At 67.2% G+C, this 20,245-nt stretch carries 19 protein-coding genes and 1 pseudogene; 12 read left to right on the top strand and 8 right to left on the bottom strand.

Annotation, left to right across the window (positions count from 1 at the left end; all coding sequences use genetic code 11):
• Positions 1–3: 3 nt before the first annotated feature.
• Entirely contained in the window at positions 4–2,019 is a 2,016-nt protein-coding gene (locus B9A95_RS23475) for an amylo-alpha-1,6-glucosidase (protein WP_245808455.1), read from the bottom strand.
• Positions 2,020–2,202: 183 nt separating this feature from the next.
• Here B9A95_RS23475 and infC point away from each other — a divergent pair, with 183 nt between their 5' ends.
• Positions 2,203–2,826, top strand: coding sequence for a translation initiation factor IF-3 (gene infC / locus B9A95_RS23470; RefSeq protein ID WP_084050934.1), 624 nt, complete (start codon positions 2,203–2,205; stop codon positions 2,824–2,826).
• Between the two features lie 136 nt (positions 2,827–2,962).
• Complete coding sequence (locus B9A95_RS23465) at positions 2,963–3,208, top strand: glutaredoxin domain-containing protein (RefSeq protein WP_084049482.1); 246 nt, start codon at positions 2,963–2,965, stop codon at positions 3,206–3,208.
• 192 nt (positions 3,209–3,400) lie between these two features.
• Here B9A95_RS23465 and B9A95_RS23460 read toward each other — a convergent pair whose 3' ends face one another.
• Positions 3,401–4,453, bottom strand: a complete 1,053-nt coding sequence (locus B9A95_RS23460; RefSeq protein ID WP_245808454.1) for a metallophosphoesterase — start codon at positions 4,451–4,453, stop codon at positions 3,401–3,403.
• Between the two features lie 71 nt (positions 4,454–4,524).
• Here B9A95_RS23460 and B9A95_RS34755 point away from each other — a divergent pair, with 71 nt between their 5' ends.
• From B9A95_RS34755 to queA, 4 genes and pseudogenes are all read left to right on the top strand, one after another.
• On the top strand, positions 4,525–4,761 hold the full coding sequence (locus B9A95_RS34755) for a DUF805 domain-containing protein (RefSeq protein ID WP_212648373.1): 237 nt from the start codon (positions 4,525–4,527) through the stop codon (positions 4,759–4,761).
• A pseudogene (locus B9A95_RS35660) lies at positions 4,688–4,861 on the top strand (DUF805 domain-containing protein); the annotation flags it as partial. The gene B9A95_RS34755 and the pseudogene B9A95_RS35660, both read left to right, overlap by 74 nt.
• A gap of 276 nt (positions 4,862–5,137) precedes the next feature.
• Positions 5,138–5,722 (top strand): LabA-like NYN domain-containing protein, encoded by a 585-nt coding sequence (locus B9A95_RS35655; protein ID WP_139807079.1) that lies wholly within the window; start codon positions 5,138–5,140, stop codon positions 5,720–5,722.
• Between the two features lie 5 nt (positions 5,723–5,727).
• Positions 5,728–6,825, top strand: a complete 1,098-nt coding sequence (queA, locus tag B9A95_RS23450; protein ID WP_084049480.1) for a tRNA preQ1(34) S-adenosylmethionine ribosyltransferase-isomerase QueA — start codon at positions 5,728–5,730, stop codon at positions 6,823–6,825.
• 636 nt (positions 6,826–7,461) lie between these two features.
• On the opposite strand, the gene B9A95_RS23445 is transcribed toward queA, so the two are convergent.
• Entirely contained in the window at positions 7,462–8,451 is a 990-nt protein-coding gene (locus tag B9A95_RS23445) for a GNAT family N-acetyltransferase (protein WP_084049479.1), read from the bottom strand.
• An 86-nt stretch (positions 8,452–8,537) separates the two neighbouring features.
• Between B9A95_RS23445 and B9A95_RS23440 the strand changes: the two genes are divergently transcribed.
• From B9A95_RS23440 to ftsY, 6 genes are all read left to right on the top strand, one after another.
• Complete coding sequence (locus B9A95_RS23440; protein WP_084049478.1) at positions 8,538–10,598, top strand: M3 family metallopeptidase; 2,061 nt, start codon at positions 8,538–8,540, stop codon at positions 10,596–10,598.
• A gap of 344 nt (positions 10,599–10,942) precedes the next feature.
• The gene (locus B9A95_RS23435; protein WP_084049477.1) at positions 10,943–11,434 is read left to right on the top strand and encodes a CAP domain-containing protein; all 492 of its coding nucleotides are present in this window, start codon (positions 10,943–10,945) and stop codon (positions 11,432–11,434) included.
• A 30-nt stretch (positions 11,435–11,464) separates the two neighbouring features.
• Complete coding sequence (gene ruvA / locus B9A95_RS23430; protein ID WP_084049476.1) at positions 11,465–12,061, top strand: Holliday junction branch migration protein RuvA; 597 nt, start codon at positions 11,465–11,467, stop codon at positions 12,059–12,061.
• A 152-nt stretch (positions 12,062–12,213) separates the two neighbouring features.
• Complete coding sequence (locus B9A95_RS23425; RefSeq protein ID WP_245808453.1) at positions 12,214–14,262, top strand: protein kinase domain-containing protein; 2,049 nt, start codon at positions 12,214–12,216, stop codon at positions 14,260–14,262.
• A 14-nt stretch (positions 14,263–14,276) separates the two neighbouring features.
• Positions 14,277–14,534, top strand: a complete 258-nt coding sequence (locus B9A95_RS23420) for a glutaredoxin family protein (protein ID WP_084049475.1) — start codon at positions 14,277–14,279, stop codon at positions 14,532–14,534.
• 22 nt (positions 14,535–14,556) lie between these two features.
• Positions 14,557–15,522, top strand: a complete 966-nt coding sequence (ftsY, locus tag B9A95_RS23415) for a signal recognition particle-docking protein FtsY (protein WP_084049474.1) — start codon at positions 14,557–14,559, stop codon at positions 15,520–15,522.
• A gap of 86 nt (positions 15,523–15,608) precedes the next feature.
• On the opposite strand, the gene B9A95_RS23410 is transcribed toward ftsY, so the two are convergent.
• From B9A95_RS23410 to B9A95_RS23390, 5 genes are all read right to left on the bottom strand, one after another.
• The gene (locus tag B9A95_RS23410) at positions 15,609–16,319 is read right to left on the bottom strand and encodes an ABC transporter ATP-binding protein (protein ID WP_084049473.1); all 711 of its coding nucleotides are present in this window, start codon (positions 16,317–16,319) and stop codon (positions 15,609–15,611) included.
• Complete coding sequence (locus B9A95_RS23405; protein WP_084049472.1) at positions 16,319–17,083, bottom strand: ABC transporter ATP-binding protein; 765 nt, start codon at positions 17,081–17,083, stop codon at positions 16,319–16,321. Before B9A95_RS23405 ends, B9A95_RS23410 begins: the two co-directional genes overlap by 1 nt.
• Positions 17,080–18,012 (bottom strand): branched-chain amino acid ABC transporter permease, encoded by a 933-nt coding sequence (locus tag B9A95_RS23400; RefSeq protein WP_084049471.1) that lies wholly within the window; start codon positions 18,010–18,012, stop codon positions 17,080–17,082. Before B9A95_RS23400 ends, B9A95_RS23405 begins: the two co-directional genes overlap by 4 nt.
• A 3-nt stretch (positions 18,013–18,015) precedes the next feature.
• The gene (locus B9A95_RS23395; RefSeq protein ID WP_084049470.1) at positions 18,016–18,990 is read right to left on the bottom strand and encodes a branched-chain amino acid ABC transporter permease; all 975 of its coding nucleotides are present in this window, start codon (positions 18,988–18,990) and stop codon (positions 18,016–18,018) included.
• 86 nt (positions 18,991–19,076) lie between these two features.
• A complete protein-coding gene (locus B9A95_RS23390; protein ID WP_084049469.1) occupies positions 19,077–20,234 on the bottom strand; it encodes an ABC transporter substrate-binding protein in 1,158 nt (385 codons plus the stop codon).
• Positions 20,235–20,245 lie beyond the last annotated feature (11 nt).

The following is a 20,245-nucleotide window of genomic DNA, read 5'->3' as shown; positions in this document are numbered from 1 at the left end:
GCGTCAAGGCGCAGTGGGAGACTCGTCTGGACGTGCTGCACCCCGGGTCTGCCGGACCCGCACGTGGGCGCGCAGCACCTCCGCCACGCTCCACGCCTGAAAGGGGCAGCCGCCCGGCACGAGGGTCTCTCCCGCGAAGACCTCGCTGACGTGGCCCAGTCCAGCCTCCCAGAGATGGCCCCGTAGGCCGTCGAGAGCGGCGTCCGCGCGTTCCGCCTCACCCTGCGCGAGCAGCAGATCTATATACGCGCCCAGCGGCCAGGGCCAGACAGTGCCCTGGTGGTACGCCGCGTCGCGCAGCACCTGATCGCCGCCGTAGTTGCCCCGGTAGCGCCCGTCACGTGGGCTCAGGGTGTGCAGCCCCAGCGGAGTGAGCAGCTCGGCCTCGGCCTGGCGCACAGTCGCTTCCCGTTGCTCGGGGGTGGCAGGCACTTCCGGCAATGCGATGGCAATGGCCGTGTTCGGCCGCACGCTGAGGTCCGCCTCCCCGTCCATGCCCAGGGTGTCCGCAAATCTCGCGCCTCCAGGGGCGTCCGGCTGCCAGAGCGTAGCGAAACCCTCCCGGGCCTGGCTCAGCACCTCCGCACACTGGGACGCCTCGCCCACTTTCCCTGCCAGAACCCCCTCTGCCCGCAGCGCTGCCAGCCACAGCCCCTGCACCTCCACCGGTTTGCCGTGCCGGGGCGTCACCACCCAGTCCGCGATCTTGACGTCCATCCAGGTGAGCTGCACGCCGGGCTCGCCTGCCAGCAGCAATCCGTCCGCCGGGTCCATGCCGATGCCGTGATCGGTGCCCCGGGCGTGCCAGTTCAGCAACGCGCGTAGCTGGGGCAGGGCTTTGCGCGCAAAGGCCAAGTCACCGCTCGCCTCCACGTACCGCTCCAGGGCCACGGCGAGCCACAGGGCCCCGTCTACCGTGTTGTACCCGGCCCCAGCGCCGTCGTCGTGAAAATTGTTTGGGGTCAGTCCCCGGCGCAGCGTTCGGAGAAAGGTGTCCAGCAGCTCGCGGGCTTCCGCGTGCCGCCCGGTCACCAGGGTCAGGCCCGTCAGCGCGATCATGGCGTCGCGGCCCCAGTCGGCGAACCAGGGATAGCCCGCGATCACGCTCCCTCCCGCTGGCTGTGCCCGCCGCACGAGGTAGGCGTCGGCGGCTACGGCGAGGGTGGCGACGAATTCGTCTTTGGGAAGCTGCGCGGCGTCCTGGGCCCGAGTCGCCAGGGCCCGCCGCCGCGCCGCTTCCTCCTCGTAGGCGGCCCAGGGATCGGCGAAAAGCGTTTGCTCCAGCCCCGATACGGTGAGGGCCACCCGTCCACCTCCCGGCGGCAGCGTCACCCGCCACAGCGCCGCGCCCGTGACCCGCTCATGTTCCTGCTCGCCCCGCGCCGCGTCGTGCCGGTAATACACCCGCTGTGAAAAGGGTTGGGGCGGCACCGCCTCCACCTCACCTCCAGAAATCTGCATTTCCACCCAGGTCTTCTGGGTTCCGCGTACCGTCCCGCGCGTTCCTTCCGTCTCAAAGGTCAGGGCCGGAGCTTCCCCGTGCGTGGCGTGCATGTCCCGGTCCGCAAAAAAGCCCCCCAGGGTCAGCGCCACTGCGTCCCGCGCTTCCACGTCGTACAGGAACACCACGCTGCCCGAGGCCCGGGGCATGCACGCGCGGCGCCGCACCCGCACCCCGTGCGCCCACTGCTCACGCTCGGGCAGCAGGTCCCGCAGCGTAGCCCCGGAGAGCCAGCGCAGGCCGTCTCCCTCATACACGCTGGGCGCAAGTTCCAGGGCGTGCAGCGTGACGGCTCCCACGCCTGTCTCCAACACCTCCAGCGGCGAGACCAGATGCTGCCACCGTTTCGCGGGCGGCAGGTGACTGACGGCCAGCCCCGAGTAGCAGCGGGTAGGCACGCCCGCCAGGCTGGAAAGGGCGAAGCTGCCCAGGCCGTCGGTCAGCAGGACTTCGAGGTCTGGGTTACGCGCAGCCTGGGGGCCAAAGGTTCGGAGGGTGGGGGCAGGGAAGGCGTTCACGCCCGCAGCATCGCAGCCAAGCGAGGAGGGCGGCGCAGATGAACAGATGAAGGGCCGCCCTGAAGGGCATGAAGCCTGCCCGTTTTCCGGTTGAGGGGCCGTGCGTGGTAAAATGATCCGTCATGCCCACAATGGAGGGCTTGCGAGCCGCCGGGGCACCAGCGTGTGCTCCGGCGTGCGGAGGTGATGACAATAGCGAAAGAACATAAGGTCAACGAGCAAATTCGCGTCCGTCAGATTCGTTTGATCGGCGCTGAGGGCGAGCAGATCGGGATCATCGACACGCGCGAGGCGCTGACCATGGCGCGTCAGCAGAGCCTCGATCTGGTGATGGTCAGCCCACAGGCCATTCCGCCCGTATGCCGCCTGCTCGACTATGGCCGGTTCCGCTACGAGCAGCAGCAGAACGAGAAAGAAACCCGCAAGCGCGCCCGCGCCCATGAAGTCAAGGCGATCAAGTTCCGCGTCAAGATCGATGACCACGACTTCGAGACCAAGGCTGGGCACGTCAGGCGGTTCCTCCTGGAAGGCCACAAGGTCAAGGTTACGATCATGTTCCGCGGACGCGAGCGCACCCACCCCGAACTGGGCGAGCGCATCCTGCACCGCGTGGCCGACACCCTGGCCGATGTGGGTACTCCCGAGGGCATGCCGTCGATGATGGGCATGGACATGAACATGATCATGGCTCCCAAAGCCGCCCCCAAGCGCGCCGAGGGTGTGGGTGAGGGTACGCAGGGCGAGGCCCCGGCGACCCCAGCCGCCGAGGCCGCAACCACCGAGACGCCGGCTCCCGCGCCGGCCTAAACCTTCACCGTCTTCGCAGCGGCCTGCCTCTTTGGCGGGCCGATTCAGCTTTTCCGGGCCGCGCCGTCCAGCGAAGGTGAGCGGGCCGGTTCTTTTTCTATGCTTTGTTTTGTAAAGTAAGGCCAGGAGGTCAGAGATGATTAAGATGTACACGACGAGCTGGTGTCCAGACTGCGTGGCGGCCAAGCGTGCCCTGAGCAGCAAGGGGATTTCCTTCGAGGAAATCAATATCGAGCAGGACGCAGGAGCTGCCGAGTACGTGATGAGCGTCAATGGCGGCAAGCGCAGCGTGCCCACGTTGGTCAGCGGCGACGTGGCCCAGAGCCTCAGCGGCTTCCGGCCCCAGAAGCTGGACGCCTTCCTGGCGGCGGCGGGGCTGTAGGGCACGCGCGCGCGCTCCAGAGGCAAAACTGCCGGACGATCTGATCCGGTTTCCGGACCATCCGCTCCCGGGATTTCGCGCCTCTGTATCACCGTTTTTCCTGCTTGCGCCGCCGGGGTCAATCCGTTCATCACGGCTTCACCGGAATCCTGATGACCGCCGGAACGTTTGGTTGTTCGGCGGTCAGATCCCCTACGGCTTGGTCAGCGTCTCCACATACACCTGCCGCGCTTCCCCGTTCTCGCTCACCGTCCATACCCGCAGCGTCAGCGTCTGGCGGGTGATGCCCAGCCACAGAAAACCGGGCTGGTCCTGCACGGCGAAGGTGGTGGGGCGCGTGCCGTGGCCGCCCGGTTCGAGCTTGCCCGCCGCCCCGCTGATCCACACCCGCGTCCCGGGGCACTCCGGCTGAGGCGCAAAGCCCATCAGGATGTGCTCGTGTCCGCTGAGCAGGGCGTCGGCCTTGCCGCAGGCCAGCGCGTACAGGTCCCGCACGGCACCGCCGTTTTGAAAGGCAAAGGGCAGGCCGTCGTAGCGCCCCGCGTCTCCGTGCTTGCCGTTGCTGAAGAGGGGATGGTGTCCCAGGACCAGCCGCCAGCGGGCCTGGCTGCTCGCCAGCGCGCCGGAGAGCCAGGCCCGCTGCGCCGCGTCCCAGGAGCCCCCGGGCCGCTCGTTCACCCTGGTCCCCGGCAGGTAGGCGGCCAGGGGCGACGTATCCAACGCGAAGAACTCCACCAGATCGCCCACCGGCGCGCGGTAGGTGCGGGCAGGCATGACCCACTGTGGGTTGAGTTGCCCGTAGGCGACTTCAGTTTCGGCTCCGCGCGGGTCTGCGCCGTCTCCACCGATGATCCAGGATTCGTCGTGGTTGCCCGCCACCGTCAAGAAGGGCATCTTCAGGGGCCCGTACACGTCGGCGAAGCGCTCACGAAACAGGGGAGAGTGCGCGTTCCGCGGCGCCGAAGGGTAGAAGTTGTCGCCCAGCGCCACGCCCAAGTCGCACCCCTCCTGCCCGCAGACCGTCTGCATGGCCTTCGCCACCCGGCGCTGAAGCTCGCTGCCCGTCCCCTGATCGCCCATCACCACCACGCGGAGGAGAGAAGCGTTGGCAGGAGGCGGGAGGGAAGCGGCGGTATCGGGAAGGAGCGGCGTATGGGCGGTGGTCGGCGCGCACGCTGCGAGGAGCGCCGCCAGCAACAGGTGTGCGTTGCGCGCAACCAGCCTTCTGGACTCCCAAAGCCTCACCTGCCCATTATGCTGGCTTAAGAAGGGGCTTGCCTTTACAAGGCTGCCTTTCTGGCCCAGCGGGGAAGAGGATGAACGGATTTCTGAATGTCATTCGCAACCACGACGCCGACTTCACAGGCCGGGCCCGGGAGCGCGAATACTGGATGTTCGCCCTCATCCAGGGGGTAACCGCCTTTCTTCCGCTGATCGCGATTTACGGCGCGCTCATCAGTCTGGCTTTGCCGCGTCAGAATGGGGGGCGTCCACCCCAGCGCTGGCTTCACCGGCACCGCGCTGACCTTTTCCCTGCTGTTTACGGCGTGTAACCTGGCCCTGCTGGTCCCCGCCCTCGCCGTGTCGGCGCGCCAACTGCACGGCGTGGGCAAGAGCGGGTGGTGGTACCTCATCAGCTTCATCCCGCTGGGTGGCCTGGCGCTGGTGTTTCTGGTCATGGACAGCCAACCGGGAACCAACAAGTGGGGACCCAGCCCCCAGGGGATGGGCAGCGGCCAGGCCGCCAACTGGTGGGGGGCGTTTTCCGCAGAGCGCCCGGCCCCCGGCGCCGGGTCTTTTTCCATTGCTAGACTCTGGGAACCCTGCGCTTCCGGCTGGCGCGGGCCAGCCCCTCCTTTTTGCTCTCCCTTGCCTTTGGGCACAACTTTTCCCCGGCCCTCTTTTCTTTCCCCAACAGGAGAACCTCCAATGCACTACGTGGTCTCGCGCCCCCGGGTGGGCGTCTTTATCGATACCCAGAACCTCTACCACTCTGCCCGCGACCTGTTGGAGCGCACCGTCAACTTCGAGACGCTGTTGCGCTGCGCCACCCAGGACCGGGAACTCGTCCACGCCATCGCCTACACCGTGGAGCGCGAGGGCGAGGCCACGGCGCGGCCCTTCATCTACAAGCTCAGCGCGCTGGGCTACAAGGTGCGGCGCATGAACCTGACGCTGCATCACGTGACCGACGGCGGCAAGGCCATCTACGAGGGCAACTGGGACATGGGCATCGTAGCGGACATGGTGCGGCTCGTGGACCACCTCGACGTGGTGGTGTTGGGCAGCGGCGACGGCGACTTTACCGACATCGTGGAAGTGTTGCAGGAGCGCGGCAAGCGGGTGGAGGTGATCTCCTTCCGCGAACACACCGCCCAGAAACTGATCGACGCGGCGGACCGCTTTACCCACCTGCCCGACATTGACCAGGCCTTGATGCCCGCTCGGCAGCCCCGTCCTGAGAAGGCCACCGACAAGTCGGCCGAGAAAGCCGAAAAGGTGGAGAAGGTCTGAGCGGGATGCCGGACCCCCGAACAGAGGCCGACGCCGTGTTGGCCCGCCTCGCCTTTGAGTTGCCGCCCGAACGAATCGCCCAGACGGGGGCCGAGCCGCGCGACGCCTCTCGGCTGATGGTGGTGGGGCGCGAAGGGTTGGAGCACCGCATTTTCCACGACTTGCCCGAACTGCTGCGCGCCGGAGACGTGCTTGTTTTCAACGAAAGCCGCGTGATTCCAGCGCGGGTCATGGCCCGCAAACCTGTGGAGAACGGCTTCGGCGGCGGCCAGGTGGAGGTGCTGCTTTTGCGAGAGGAGGCTGTGCCAGAACTGGGGTGCAGCGTCTGGTCCGCCTACCTCAAGCCGGCGAGGCGCGCAGGCAAGGAGCTGTGGCTGGGCGAGGGCGAGGCGAGGCACCGCGCCGAGGTGGTCGGTACGCTGCCCGGTGGCGCCCGCCTGCTGCGCTTCGAGCGCGACATCAAGCCTCACCTCGACGAGATCGGCCGCCTGCCTCTGCCCCCCTACATCGACGCCGGGGACAGCGACGAGACGTGGCGCGAGCGCTACCAGACCGTCTATGCGCGCGAACCGGGCAGTGTGGCCGCTCCCACAGCGGGCCTCCACTTTACGCCCGAACTGCTCGCGCACCTCGGCGCGCTGGGCGTGGAGCGCCGCGCGATTACCCTCCACGTCGGAGCGGGCACCTTCCGGCCCATCTCGGGCAGCGTGTCGGAGCACGTGATGCACGCCGAACGCTACGCAATCAGCGCGTCCACCGCTTCCGCCATCAACCGCGCGAAGGCGGAGGGCCGGCGCGTCGTGGCCGTGGGCACCACCACTGTGCGGGCGCTGGAAAGCAGCGCGAACGAGGACGGCACGGTGCGGGAGGGCGAGGGCGACACCGCCATCTTCATCGTGCCGGGCGTGCCGGTGCGGGTGCCAGACCTCCTGATCACCAATCTGCACCTGCCGGGCAGCACGCTCATGCTGCTCGTGGCCGCCTTCGCGGGCGAGGACCGCATTCGGGGCGCCTATGACGCCGCGCTTGCGGAAGGTTACCGGTTCTACTCGCTGGGTGACGCGATGCTGCTGGAGCGGGAAAGCTTGAGCGGCCAGCGGTAGGCTGCGTAGAAGTGGGAGGACATTTAGCGCATTGGTCAAGAGGAGGACTTCTTTTTGACCGAGCCCGGCGAGCGAAATGCGCATGGGGGAGAATGGGGGGCGCCGTGAGGGCTGCCCTTCCACGCGCGGCGCCCCATTCGGACAAAGGCGCTAGAAGCGGGCACCGAGGAGCACCGTGAGGGGTTAAGGCCCCTGGTGGGCAGGCGCCGGGCCAAGCGAGGCAAAGCGCCCACTGTGCGCGCCCAACACCGTTACGGGTGGCTGTACGTCTGTGCCTGCGTCTGCCCGCAGGTGGGAAAACGCCAGGACGGGCTGTGACCCACGGCCAATACCGCGGCGTTCCAGGGGGAAGAGCCGGGAGACCGTCCTGGTCTTGCACGCCATGCAGTTGCAGTGCCCGCCGGGCATTCGTCTGGCCGCCTCCCTGTTCCGCAGCGCTGCAACCTGTCAAACGCCTCTGGTCCTTGAGCGGTGCGCCTCTGAAGCACCAACTCTTCCAAACCCCCGAAGCCCTTAGTTGCTCGCCGTGCCGCGTCGCCGTCTGGAGCACCAGAGGGAAGCGCGTTTGCTCCCTCACCCTCTGGTGGCCCCTGTAACCGGTGAACCGGAACGCATAGGATGCCTATCCCGCAGGTGTTAAAGGTGCTCCCGCAGCAGCGTCACCGCCGCTGCCTCACGCACGAACCCCAGGCGATCGTTGACCGCGAGCATGGGCCGGTTGACCGAATGGTTGCTGGTCCGCGAGTGCGTAAAGCCCCGCGCGAGCGCTGCCCGGGCCGCTGCGAGCTTGAGGGCGTAGGCCACCCCGCGGCCACGCCACGCGGGCCGCACGCCCGTCAAACCGTTGTGCAGGGTGCGAGGTCGGGTTGTAACGGGCAGATACAACTCGCTTACGCCCACCCACTCGCCGTCGGGGGCCACGGCGACGAACAGCCCTTCCGGTTGTACCCGTCCCGCCACCCGGTGCTGCCAGGTTTCGAAGGGCCACACGGAGATGGGCGTGGTGCTGGGCACGTCGCGCAGCAGGGCCGAGATGAGGGTGTACAGGCGACGCTGCTCGGTTTCGCCGAAATTGGAGATCAGTTCAGCAAGCGGGGCGATCCGCACGCCCACCGCCCGCGCCCGGTCCTCGTACCCCGAGAAGCGCGCAAAGTCGAGCGTTCGCAGGTCGAGGGTGCTCGGCCACATCCGGTCGTGTTCGCGGTAGCCGCGCGCCTCGAAAAAAGCTCTCTCCCACCAGTCCTCGCGCACGCGGGTGACCAGGGTGTGCGCGCCCTGGTCCAGCGCCGCCGCCTCGCCGCCGGCCAGCAGGGCCTCGGCCAGTTCGCTTCCCGCGAGTTCGGGCAACGTCCTTACCGTCACGTCCCGCCAGCCGGGGTGGCTGTCCATCCTCGGCACGCCTGTTTCCGCCAGACCAACGATGCGCGTGCCCTCCAAGGCCAGCGTCCGGATGAAAGGCTCGCCTTCCAGGCGCATGCTCTCCATCCGCTCGAGGTCCGCGACCGCCACCGGGGATTCGGGGTGGGCTTCCGTCAGGAAGGCGGCCACGGCGGGCAGGTCCTTCAGTGCAGCGGGCCGCAGGGCGCGTGAGGGCGGTAGGCGCTGGGCGTCTGTTGGGGCGTCCATGCGGAAGTAAAGCACGCGCCTACCATGCCCACCATCCGCCGGTTTGCCGGGTACAGCCTGCAGCTACTCTGTCTATACTCGCCTCCATGACTCAAGTGCCAGCGGCACCCATCCTGGGTGCCAACCCTCTGCTGAACGTGGGCTTCCGCATTCCCTTCGATCGGATTCGCCCTGAGCATGCCGAACCCGCCGTGGATACCCTGCTCGCCGCCACCGCAGAGCGCCTCGAACGCCTGGCTGGAGCGGGCGAACGCGACTTTACGGGCTTTATGGCAGATCTCGATACGTTGACCGAACAGCTCGACACGGTGCGCACCATCGTGAGCCACCTCGACGCGGTGGTCACCTCGCCGGAGTGGCAGGCCGCCAAGCGGGCCATCCTGCCCAAGCTGACCGAGTTCTACACCCGCCTGAGCCTACATCCGGGCTTGTGGACAGCGCTGAAGGCGTTCTCGGAAACGCAGGCGGCGCGCGGCCTGGACCCCGTGCAGGCCCGCCACCTCAGGCTCACCCTCGACGAGTTCCGCCGCGAGGGCGCGGACCTGCCCGAGGCAGAAAAAGCGCGGCTCCTCGAAGTCAGCACCCGGCTGGCCGAGATCACGAACGATTTTTCCAAGAACGTGCTGGACGCCACTGCCGCGTATGAACTCTACGCGCCCACAGAGCGGCTGGCGGGCGTGCCGCAGCGCGTCCTGGACGCCACCCGCCGTGACGCCCAGGAACGCGGCCGGGAGGGTCACCGCCTGACGCTGCACCTGCCCACCCTGGACCCCCTCCTGACCTACGCGGACGACCGCGAGCTCCGCCGCGAACTCTGGCTGGCCCAGGACGCGCTCGGAATGCAGGAGGGCCGCGACAACCGGCCCCTCGTCGCAGAGATTCTGCGGCTCCGCCGCGAGCGGGCGAGGCTGCTGGGCTTCCGCGACTTTGCCGACTATGTGCTCGAAGACCGCATGGCGGGCGGAGGCGAACGGGCGCTGGCCTTCGAGCGTGATCTGGAGGCGCGCATCCGGCCCTTTTACGATCGCGAGAATGCGGAACTGGAAGCCTTCTACCGGGAGCAGGCGGGGGGGGACGCGCCGCCTCCCGAAGCGTGGGACGTGGCCTACTGGGCCGAAAAGCAGCGCCAGGCCAAATACAGCTTCGACGAGGAAGCGCTGCGTCCCTACTTCGCCCTGGAGAACGTGCTCACGGGGATGTTCGAGATCACCCGGCGCGTCTTTGGCGTGACGGTGCGCGAAGCCCTGGCCCCCGGCTGGCACCCCGAAGTCAAGTATTACGACGTGTTGGACGAGGAAGAGAAGCACGTCGCGTCTTTCTACACCGACTGGTTCCCGCGCGACACCAAGCGGGCCGGGGCCTGGATGAACGGCCTGATTACGGGTGGGCCGCGTGAGAACGGCGCCGAGCCCCACTTGGGCCTCATGTGCGGCAACATGACGCCGCCCTCGGGGAACACGCCCGCGCTGCTCTCGCTGCGGGAAGTCGAAACGGTCTTTCACGAGTTCGGCCACCTGCTGCACCACGCCCTGTCGAAGGTGGAGGTCCGCTCCCTGAGCGGCACGCGCGTGGCTTGGGACTTTGTGGAGCTGCCCTCGCAGATTATGGAGAACTGGGTGACCGAACGCGAGGCCCTGGACCTCTTCGCCCGTCACTGGCAAACCGGCGAGCGTTTGCCTGACGAGCTGTTTGACCGCCTGATCGCCGCGCGCAACTACCGCGCCGCAAATACTGCCATGCGTCAGCTGTCCTTCGGCACGGTGGACCTCGAGCTGCACATCCACTTTGATCCGGACGCGTCTGGAGCAGACCCCATCGCCTTCGCGCGGGACGTGATGGTGCGCTTCTACCCTGCGCCGCTGCCCGAAAACTACGCCCGGGTCGCGCAGTTCGGTCACCTGTTCTCGGGCCCGGTGGGCTACGCGGCCGGGTACTACTCCTACAAGTGGGCCGAGGTGCTCGACGCCGACGCCTTCTCTCGTTTCGCCGCCGAGGGCCTGTTCAACCGCGAGACGGGCCGCGCCTTCGTCGATGCCATCCTGAGCAAGGGCAACAGCGCCGACGCCGCGCAGCTCTACCGCAACTTCATGGGCCGCGATCCGGATGCGGGCGCGCTGCTGCGCCGGAGCGGACTGGTGTTGGCCTAGAGCACTTGTCAACGTGCGGACTTCTTTTTGACCGGGCCTGGCAAGCGAACTGCGCAAGGAGGAGAATGACGCCGTGAGGGGTGCCCTTCCACGCGCCGCGCCATCCGGACAGATGCGCTAAACCTCTTTTATGAGGACGGGCCCTCACTCCGGTGGGAGCCCACGCTTTTGAATGGCCCGGGAAATGCCGGAGGCGCATGTTGTTTGACCTTCTTCCCAAGGAGGAGGACCGCGCGAGCGGAGCGTGAGGGCGCTCTGCACGCTTCCCCTTAGCAGAGCGTGGCCGCCCTGTCTGCCCTCAACGTCACGCCGAGGCACTGCTGCAGCTCTTATTCTCCCCTCACATGCTTGCTCAACGATTCCTGTCGCTGACGGCCGGGCTTCTGGCGTTGACGCTTCCCACCGTTCAGGCGCAGTCGTCCGCCGAAGCGCAGCTTCTGGCCGGGCTCAATCGGGCCCGCGCTGGGGGCGTGAACTGTCCGGGCTTGGGTCGGCGTCCCACCGCTGCGCCCCTGACAGCCAGCCTCTCCCACGCCCTTGCCGCCCGTACCCAGGCCGGGTACATGGGCAGCAGCGGACGCATCAGCCATTTCGGAGCCGGGGGCAGCACGCCCCGCATTCGCGCCGCGAGTACGGGCGTGCGGGCGGCGAGCGTGACCGAGATCATCTACTTGGGAGCGGGGTTGAATCTGGCGGCGGCGGTGAACTGGTGGCTGCACTCGCCCATTCACTGCTCGGTGCTGACCGACGCGCGTTACACCCGGGCCGGGGCGGGCGTGGTGCAGGGCCGCCGGGGCACCGCCTACGTCGTGGTGCTCAGCAGCGGGCCACGGTAGGGCGTCGGCCACGCCCTCTACAATCAGGGCGTGATTGCTTACCTGAGTGGCGTCGTGCGCGAGGTGCGCGAGTCGAGCGCCGTGATCGTGGCGGGGGGTGTGGGCTACGAGGTGTTTTGCCCCACCTCTACCCTGGGCCGCCTCTCGCCGGGGCAGCCTGCCGAACTCAGCACCCGCTTCGTGGTGCGGGAGGACGCGCAGCTGCTGTTTGGCTTCATGGATGCCGACAGCCTGCGCCTCTTTGACCTGCTGACGGGGGTCAGCGGCGTTGGCCCCAAGCTGGGCCTCGCGCTGCTGTCTGCCCTGCCGGTGAGCGCCGTCGCCCAGGGGCTGCTGACGGGCGATGTCAAACTGCTCTCCAGCGTGTCGGGCGTGGGCAAGAAGACCGCTGAGCGCCTGGTGCTGGAGTTGCAGAACAAGGTGCCCGAGCACCTCACGGCGGGGGCGGGCCCCGGGACCAAACCCGCCGCCGTTACGAGTACGGCGGGCCGCGACGCGGTGGACGCGTTGTTGGCGCTGGGCTTCCGCGAGGCGCAGGTACGCGGGGTGGTGGCCGAGCTGCTGGCCGAGAACCCAGAGCAGAGCGCCGACGCCCTGATCCGGAAGAGCCTGGGCAAATTGCGCTGAGGCGGGGAGGAACGCATTCGGGGGTCTGCCGCACGTCTGCAAGGTCTTAGACAGGCCCCATTGGGTATAACTTAGGACATGCCCACAAGGTCTTCCGCTGTGCGAATGTGTTCACGGCCCGCTTCCGGGCGGTCCGACGGGGGGGAGAGCGCTTGAATCTCCTGCTGCTCGCCTCCCTGTTTCTGGTGGGCCTGCTGCTGACCCTGCGGATGGGTGAGCGGGTGCTGGGAATGCTGCTGGCGGCGCTCGCGCTTGCGCTGACCGGCGCCATGACGTTTCTGGCTTTTGGCAACGGTCAACTCGACCGGGTGCAGGGCCTCGCGGCCGTGGCGGCGGTGCTCGTGGGCAGCGGGGCCTTTGTGCTGGGTTCGCGTCCACTGCCGGGGCAGATCGCCAACCTCGCGAACTCGCGTCCTCTGCGGACCCTGCGCTTTCAGCGGACCGCGCCTCCCCCACCTCCCACGCCGAGCAACAACACGGTGCCGGACCTGCACTTTCAGGAGTACGAGGTGCTGGAGCGCATCGGCAGCGGCGGCATGGGCAGCGTGTTCCGGGGGCGGCGCAAGACCGATGGGCGCACTGTGGCCCTGAAAGTCCCGCAGGAGAAGTACCTGGAAGACACCAAATTCGTCAAGCGCTTTTACCGCGAGGCCGAGGTGCTCAAACGGTTCAACCACCCCAACATCGTGCGCGTGTACGACTACAAGATGGAGGACCCCGAGCACTACATCGCCATGGAGTTCCTCGATGGTGAGAGCCTGGAAGCCGTGCTGGACGACCGCACCCTAAGTTTTGCCGAGACGGTGCAGATCGTCCGGGCGCTTGCCGATGCGCTGCGGCACATCCACATGCAGAACGTGGTCCACCGCGACATCAAGCCTGCCAACGTGATGGTCCTTAAAGGGGCTTTTGTGGATGGCCTGCTGCGTGAGGGCGGCGTCAAGCTGATGGACTTCGGCATCGCGGTGGGACGCGTGCTGACCCGGCTGACCATGACCGGCGCGCGGGTGGGCACGCCCATCTACATGGCGCCCGAACAGGCCAAGGGCCACCGGGTGGATGCCCGCAGCGACGTGTACTCGCTGGGCCTGCTCGCCTATGAGATGGTGACGGGCGAGCCCGCGTTCAAGGGCAGCTACGAGGCTGTGGTGCACCAGCAGGTGTTCGAGGCCCCCAAGCCGCCCAAGCAGATGAACATCGAGGTGCCGGGCCGTTTGAGCGACCTGATCTTGAACATGATCGAGAAAGACGCCGCCAGCCGTCCCACGCTCGATGAGGTGATTTCCCGCCTGGACAAGGGCGTGCTGACCGACGACGCCTTTACCGATCCCTTCGCCCTGGCGCTGGGCGTGGGTGAGCAGCGGGCAGCGCTGCGCCTGCTGGACCTGCAGGGCAAGTTGCGGGTGGGCCTGCGCGACCTCTCGGTGGCCGAGGGCGGACTGCCCAACGTGCCCAACGCGTTGGCCAGCGACGCAGACGGCTTTCTGTACCTCAGCCTGCTGGAGTTCCGGCAGGGCAAGACGAACGCGCTGGTCCGCAAGCTCGCCCCCGACGGCCGTGAGGTGGGCGCGTTCGGTGCCTACGGGCTGGGCGAGGGCATGCTGCTGCAACCCGTGAGCCTCACGGTGTCGCGCGGACACGTGTATGTGCTGGACGGCGAGGCCTGTACGGTCACGGTCTACGACACCGCCGGCCGCTTCGCGTGGCGCTTCGGAGGCCGGGGACCGGGCATGGGCCGCTTCGAGAAGCCCCGCACCATCGTGTCGGCGCCTGATGGGCACATCTACGTGCTGGACGTGGGCAACAAGGAGGTGCAGCGCTTTACCCCGGAGGGCGAGTACCTCAGCCGCTACGCCTTCCGCCTTGACCGCAAGAGCGAGGCCCTGCGCGACCTTGACGGTCTGGGCGTGGATCCATCGGGCTCGGTCTATATCGTCGATTCGGTGGCCCGCAAGGTGCGCCGCATCGAACCCGACGGGACCCCGGGCCCCGCGTTTACCCTGGAGACCCTGGTGGGGGAACCCGAGGGCGCGCCGTGGCTGCTCCAGGTCACCGAGACCGGGCAGATCTACGCCGTGCGTCAGGGCGGCCAGGTGCTGCGGATGTACTCCTCCGCCGGAGACCTGCTCTCCTCGCGCGATATGTACGCGCCTGTGCAGGCCATGTCCCTCGTTAAGCGGGCCGTACCGGTCCGGGTCTGAGCACCCCCGCCACGGTGCCCCGCCTTCCTGAACTCACCCTCTACACCCGCGCGGGGTGCCACCTGTGCGAGCAGGCGCAGGCGGCGCTGAACGCCCTGGCCTACCGCTACGTGCCTGTGGACGTGGACTCGGACCCCCTTTTGCGTTCCCGCTATGGCAACGACGTGCCCGTGTTGGCCCTGGAAGACCGCGCGCTGCTCAAGGGGGTGCTGAACCGTGGGCGGCTGAGTGTCCTCAAGCTCCAGCTGCTGCGCGAGACGGCCCCGGGCTGAGCCCACGCGCTATGGTGAGCGCATGACCTGGCTAGAGCGCCTGCGGGACGGCCTGAGCAAGACCCGCAAGCAACTGAACGACAGCGCCGGCAACCTCGGCAACGACCTGCGGGACGTCTTCACAAACCGCCTGGATTCCATCGAGGACCTCGAGTACGCCCTGATCGCCGCCGATGTGGGCCGCGCCGCCACCGAGGAGATCTTGGAGGACATCAAGGCGAGCGACAAGTCCAACCTGCAAGAAGCCCTGATGGAGGCCCTGACCCTGCAGCTCGAGCCCGATGCCCGGCGCGCGCAGTTTCGCAAGCTGGGTTTCTCACCCGACGCGAGCCGCACCGTGGTGGACCCCAAAGGCCACGTGGTGATGGTGGTGGGCGTGAATGGCGTGGGCAAGACGACCACCATCGCCAAGCTCGGCGAGTACTACATGGGCCGGGGCAAGACCGTGATGTTCGCGGCGGGCGATACCTTCCGCGCGGCGGCGGGCGCTCAGCTCGGCGTGTGGGGTGAGCGGCTCGGCGTGCCTGTAGTCCAGGGAGCGGATGGGGGAGACCCCGCTGCCGTCGCTTTCGACGGCGCCACCGCCCGCGCCGCCCGCGGCACGGACCTGCTGTTTATCGACACCGCCGGACGCCTGCACAACAAGCACAACCTGATGGAGGAGCTGAAAAAGGTTCGCCGCGTGGTGGACAAGGCCGATCCCGGCGAGCCTACCGAGGTCTGGCTGGTGCTGGACGCCGTGACCGGGCAAAACGGTCTCGCCCAGGCCAAGAAGTTCCACGAGGCCACGCCCATCACGGGCGTGATCGTGACCAAGCTCGACGGCACGGCCAAGGGCGGCATCCTCGTGCCTATCGTCCGTGAACTCGGCGTGCCCATCAAGTTCATCGGCGTGGGCGAGCGTGCCGAGGACCTGCGCCCCTTCGACAGTCGGGAATTTGTGCGGGCGCTGTTCGATGTGGACGTTCCGCAGGCGGAAGCGCGGTAGGAAGCGGAGGGTGGGGCTGTGGGTTTCCCCTCTCCCTTCGAGGGCCATGCGGAGCAAGGGGTGAGGGGGCTGGCCCTCCGGGCCCTCTACCCCCCCAGGTACGCGTGCAGCACGCGCTCATCGTTAAGCATGGCTGCGCTCTCGCCCTCCAGTGTCAGCGCTCCGGCCTCCAGCACGTAGGTGCGGTGGCTCTGTCCCATCGCCAATCTGGCATTTTGCTCCACCAGCAAGATCGTGGTGCCGTCATCGTTCAATTCGCGGATGATCGAAAAGATTTCGCGCACGATGATGGGGGCCAGGCCCAGCGACGGCTCGTCGAGCAGCAGCAGCCGGGGGCGGCTCATCAGCGCCCGGGCGATGGCAAGCATCTGCTGTTCGCCTCCGGAGAGGGTGCCCGCAAGTTGATTGCGCCGCTCGCCCAGGCGGGGAAAGCGTTCGTACATCCGGCTTATGTCGGCACGCACGTCGGCCGCACTCTTCCGCGTGTAGCCGCCCAGTTCCAGGTTGTCCTGCACGCTCTGGCGGGCCAGCACCTGCCGCCCCTCCGGGCTCTGCGCGACGCCGAGGCGCACCACCTCATCGGGAGCGGTGCGGGTGATGTCGCGCCCAGCAAAGGAGAGGCGGCCTTCACGTGGGCGGACCATACGCGATACGGCCCGCAGCGTCGTCGTCTTGCCCGCCCCGTTCGCGCCGATCAGGGTAACCACCTCGCCTTCTTCCACCCGCAGTGACAGCCCCCGCACCGCCTGCACACCGCCGTAATTTACGCTCAGGTTCTCGATCTCCAGCAGCGCCATCACTCGCCTCCCAGGTACGCTTCGATCACTTTGGGGTCACGCTGCACGCTGGCCGGGTCTCCCATGGCGATCAGTTGTCCGAAGTTCAGCACGGCCACCCGGTCACACAGGTTCATCACGAGGGGCACGTGATGTTCGATCACGAGCACGGTGAGATCGAAGCGGTCGCGCACCTCGCGGATAAAGCCCGTCAGTTGTCCCTTCTCGGACGTGTTCATGCCCGCCGCCGGTTCGTCCAGCAGCAGCACGCGCGGCTCGGTCGCCAGGGCGCGGGCGATTTCCAGCCGCCGCTGGTCGCCGTAGCTGAAGTTCCCGGCACTTTCTCCGGCCCGGTCCGCCAGACCGACGAGGTCCAGGAGCGCCCAGGCGCGTTCCTCCACCCGCTGTTCCTCGGCGCGGGAGGTGCCGAAGACCCCAGCCCAGATCCCCGCCCGCGTCCGAACATGCTGGGCAATTTTCACGTTCTCTAGCGCAGAGAGGGCGCGGAACAGCCGGATGTTCTGGAAAGTGCGGCTCATGCCCAGCGTGGCGATGCGGTGGGGCGCTAGTCCCGTTACCTTCTGGCCCCGGTACGTCAGCGTGCCGCTGCTGGGAGGCGTCAGCCCCGTCATGAGGTTAAAAAGGGTGGTCTTGCCCGCTCCGTTCGGTCCGATCAGGCCGAAAATCTCGCCCTCACGCACGTCGAAGGACACGTCGCCCACGGCCACCAGGCCACCGAAGCGGCGGGTCAGGCCACGGGCTTCCAGCACGGTGCCCGCCGTCACGACGCTCCTCCCTTGGCTTCAGCGACATGGGGGGGGCGACGCGGTGGAGGAGGCCGCCGCAGCCGTCCCAGCGCGCCCACGATGCCCTGGGGCAGATACAGGCTCGCCACCACAAGCACCAGCCCGTTGATCACCAGCCGCCAGTCGGCCAGGAAGCGCAGCAATTCGGGCACCGCTGTGAGGAGCGCGCCGCCCACCACCGGCCCCCAGATGTTGCGTGAGCCGCCGATCAGGACGAAGGCCAGCATGGCGATGGAGGCGTCGAAGGTGCCCTGCTTGGCATTCCAGGTGTTGAGGAAGGGCGCGCTCATCGCTCCGACGATGCCCGCCAGAATCGCGCCGATCACGAAGGCGAGCACCTTGTAGTGCGTGGGCGGTACGCCCATGGCGTCGGCAGCGAGTTCGTCCTCGCGGATGGCGCGGAAGGCCCGTCCGACGCGCGAACGCTCCAGTTGCCGGGCGAACAGCAGCGTCAGCAGGAGCAGCGGCCCGAACAGCCAGAGGTACTGCCAGCGGTCTTCAAAGCCGAACGCCTGCGGAATGCCGAAGATGCCCACCGCGCCGCCTGTGATGGACAGGTTCAGGCTGACCACCCGCAGAATCTCGACGAAGGCGATGGTGGCGAGGGCCAAGTAGATGCCGCGCAGCCGCAGGGCTGGAATGCCCACGATCAGGCCGAGGACGCCGCACGCGAGCGCCGCGGCAAGCCAGGTGAAGGGAAACATGAAGTTGCCCAGCCCGCCGCGCAGGTCCGCAAACGCAGGGTTGGTAAGCAAAATCGCGGCCACGTAGCCACCTACCGCATAAAAGCCCGGACTGGCGAGGCTCAGCTGCCCCGCCTGAAGTGGAAAATAAAGGCTCAGGCCCAGCAACCCCGCCTGAATCATGGTGACGATGAGGAAGCCGTACTGTCCGAGAAAATCGCCCATACCTTAAACCTTCTGAATCTGGGCGCGGCCCAGCAGCCCCTGGGGCCGCACGAGGAGGATCAGGAACAGCAGCGCGAAGGCCACCGCGTCCTTGTACGCGCTGAACTGCGAGGGCACGAACGCCTCGGCCAGCCCGATGACCAGGCCGCCCACCACCGCCCCCGGAATGCTCCCCAGCCCACCCAGCACGATCACGGCCAGGCCCTTGAGTCCGTAGGTCACCCCGAAGTACGGCCCCGCCACGCCGAAGGCCGTGCCCACCAGTGTGCCCGCCAGCCCGCCCAGAAAGCCCGACAGGAAGAAGGTCATCAGGATGAAACGGTCCACGGAGATGCCCAGCAGGCTGGCCGTGCTGGGATTCTCCGCCACGGCCCGCAGCGCCTTGCCCACCTTCGTCCGCCCGATCACGTAGCCCAGCACGGCGAGCATCACCAGGCTGACCGCAAAGATGATGAGCTGCACGGTACGGATGATGACGGTCTTTTCCCCGATGCGAAAGCTCAGGGCCGGGCGCACGTCGCCGTAAGCGTCCGACGGAAAGTTGTAGATCTCCGCGCCCACGAGGAGCTGAATCAGGTTCACGACGACGAGGGCCACCCCCAGGCTACTCACCAGCGCCAGCAGCGGGTCCGCGCCACGCGCCCGCATGGGGCGGAAGGCCACCCGTTCCATCAGCACGGCCACCAGCCCCGCCAGCCCCGCGCCGATCAGCGTGGCGAGGGCAAACATCCACGGGTTGCCCGAAAAGGGTGAGCTGTCCCCGAACAGATTGATGCCCTTGAGGAGACCGTTGTTCTCGAACTGTCCCACCACCAGCGTGTACGTGAAGTACGCACCCAGGGTAAATACGGCACCGTGCGCGAAATTGATGATGCCCAGGATCGAGAACACCAGCGTGTATCCCAGCGCGAAGATGGCGTACACGCTGCCGATGGCGAGGCCGTTAAGCAGGTTCTGGACGAGTTGGCTGAATTCCATGCGGTTCCTTTCGGGAGAGTCGCCAGCAATCAGTCGCCAGTCGCCAGCAGTTCCGGGCTGGTCACTGGCGACTGGCAACTGACGAGTTATTTCAGATAAACGAACGAGCCCGTCTTCGCGTCCTTCATCTTGATCTGCGCGACGTAGAACTCCTTCTGGATGATCTCACCGTCTTTTTCAAAGCGCAGTTCGCCCAGGGGCGTGTTGTACTTCCCCGCCAGAATCTGCTTGTTCAGGGCCGTGCGCAGGTCGTCGAGGTCCCACTGCGCGAGTTTCTTCTTGCGGTCGAGCGCACGCAGGGCGTCCACGATGACTTGCACGCCCGCGTAGGCCTGCGCGGCGAACTGGGGCGGGTCTTTCTTGTACTGGGCGCGGTATTCCTTGACGAACACCTGGTTGGCGGCGCTGGGCTGGGCTGGACTGTACGCCTGGGCGATAATCACGCCGTCGCAGTACTTCTGGCAGACGGGGAACATATTGGAGGTGTTCAACCCATTGCCGCCGATGATCAGGCCCTTGTAACCCAGTTGCCGCAGCTGCTTGACCAAGTTGCCGCCATCCGCCGCCAGCCCCGAGATAATCACGAGGTCCACATCTGCATTCAGCACGGAGGTCACCTGGGTGGTGAAATCGGTGTCGGTGGTCTGAAACTTCTGCACGGTGGCGACGTTCAGGCCCTGCGCCTTGGCCGTCTCCTGAAACGTGCCCGTCTCCGAGGTCGAGAACGCGTCGTTCTGCGCGTACAGCACGGCCACCTTCTTGATCTTGGGATCAAGTTTCAGGGCCTGCTTGACGGCGTTGGGGGCCACCACTGCGACGGGCGCGGACACGCGGGCGATGTAGTCCCCGATCTGCGGAATGCCCTTGGCCGTGTTGCTCGGTCCCACCACCGGCACCTTGGCGCGCTCGGCGATGGGATCGGCAGCGAAGGCCTGCTGCGAGAGCGTGGGACCCACGATGCCGACCACGTTTCCCTTGCCGATCAGGTTCTGAAAGGCGTTGATGGCGCTGTTCTCGTCACCCGCCGCGTCCTGAAAGACCAGCTTGATGGGCGTGCCGTTGATGCCGCCGCGCGCGTTGATGAACTTCTCGGCCAGGCGCGCGCCGATCACCTGTTCCTGCCCCAGCAAAGCCGTGTTGCTCGTCTGCGCCAGCGCCACACCGATGGGCACGGGCGTCTGGACCTTCTCGGCGCGCGCCGCCGTGAGCAGACCCAGGATGATCATCGTGGAGATTCGTTTCATAGGGTGCCTCC

The sequence above is a fragment of the Deinococcus hopiensis KR-140 genome (genome assembly GCF_900176165.1).
GTDB classification, from domain to species: Bacteria; Deinococcota; Deinococci; order Deinococcales; family Deinococcaceae; genus Deinococcus; species Deinococcus hopiensis.
Note: the sequence above shows the minus strand (reverse complement) of the source record. Positions and strands in the feature narration are given on the sequence as shown.

Coding starts and splice junctions, on each gene's coding strand:
- B9A95_RS23465 (WP_084049482.1), top strand. CDS start 2,963: ATGATTAAGATGTACACGACGAGCTGGTGTCCAGACTGCGTGGCGGCC.
- B9A95_RS34755 (WP_212648373.1), top strand. CDS start 4,525: ATGAACGGATTTCTGAATGTCATTCGCAACCACGACGCCGACTTCACA.
- B9A95_RS35655 (WP_139807079.1), top strand. CDS start 5,138: ATGCACTACGTGGTCTCGCGCCCCCGGGTGGGCGTCTTTATCGATACC.
- queA (WP_084049480.1), top strand. CDS start 5,728: ATGCCGGACCCCCGAACAGAGGCCGACGCCGTGTTGGCCCGCCTCGCC.
- B9A95_RS23445 (WP_084049479.1), bottom strand. CDS start 8,451: ATGGACGCCCCAACAGACGCCCAGCGCCTACCGCCCTCACGCGCCCTG.
- B9A95_RS23440 (WP_084049478.1), top strand. CDS start 8,538: ATGACTCAAGTGCCAGCGGCACCCATCCTGGGTGCCAACCCTCTGCTG.
- B9A95_RS23435 (WP_084049477.1), top strand. CDS start 10,943: ATGCTTGCTCAACGATTCCTGTCGCTGACGGCCGGGCTTCTGGCGTTG.
- ftsY (WP_084049474.1), top strand. CDS start 14,557: ATGACCTGGCTAGAGCGCCTGCGGGACGGCCTGAGCAAGACCCGCAAG.
- B9A95_RS23410 (WP_084049473.1), bottom strand. CDS start 16,319: ATGGCGCTGCTGGAGATCGAGAACCTGAGCGTAAATTACGGCGGTGTG.
- B9A95_RS23400 (WP_084049471.1), bottom strand. CDS start 18,012: ATGGGCGATTTTCTCGGACAGTACGGCTTCCTCATCGTCACCATGATT.
- B9A95_RS23395 (WP_084049470.1), bottom strand. CDS start 18,990: ATGGAATTCAGCCAACTCGTCCAGAACCTGCTTAACGGCCTCGCCATC.
- B9A95_RS23390 (WP_084049469.1), bottom strand. CDS start 20,234: ATGAAACGAATCTCCACGATGATCATCCTGGGTCTGCTCACGGCGGCG.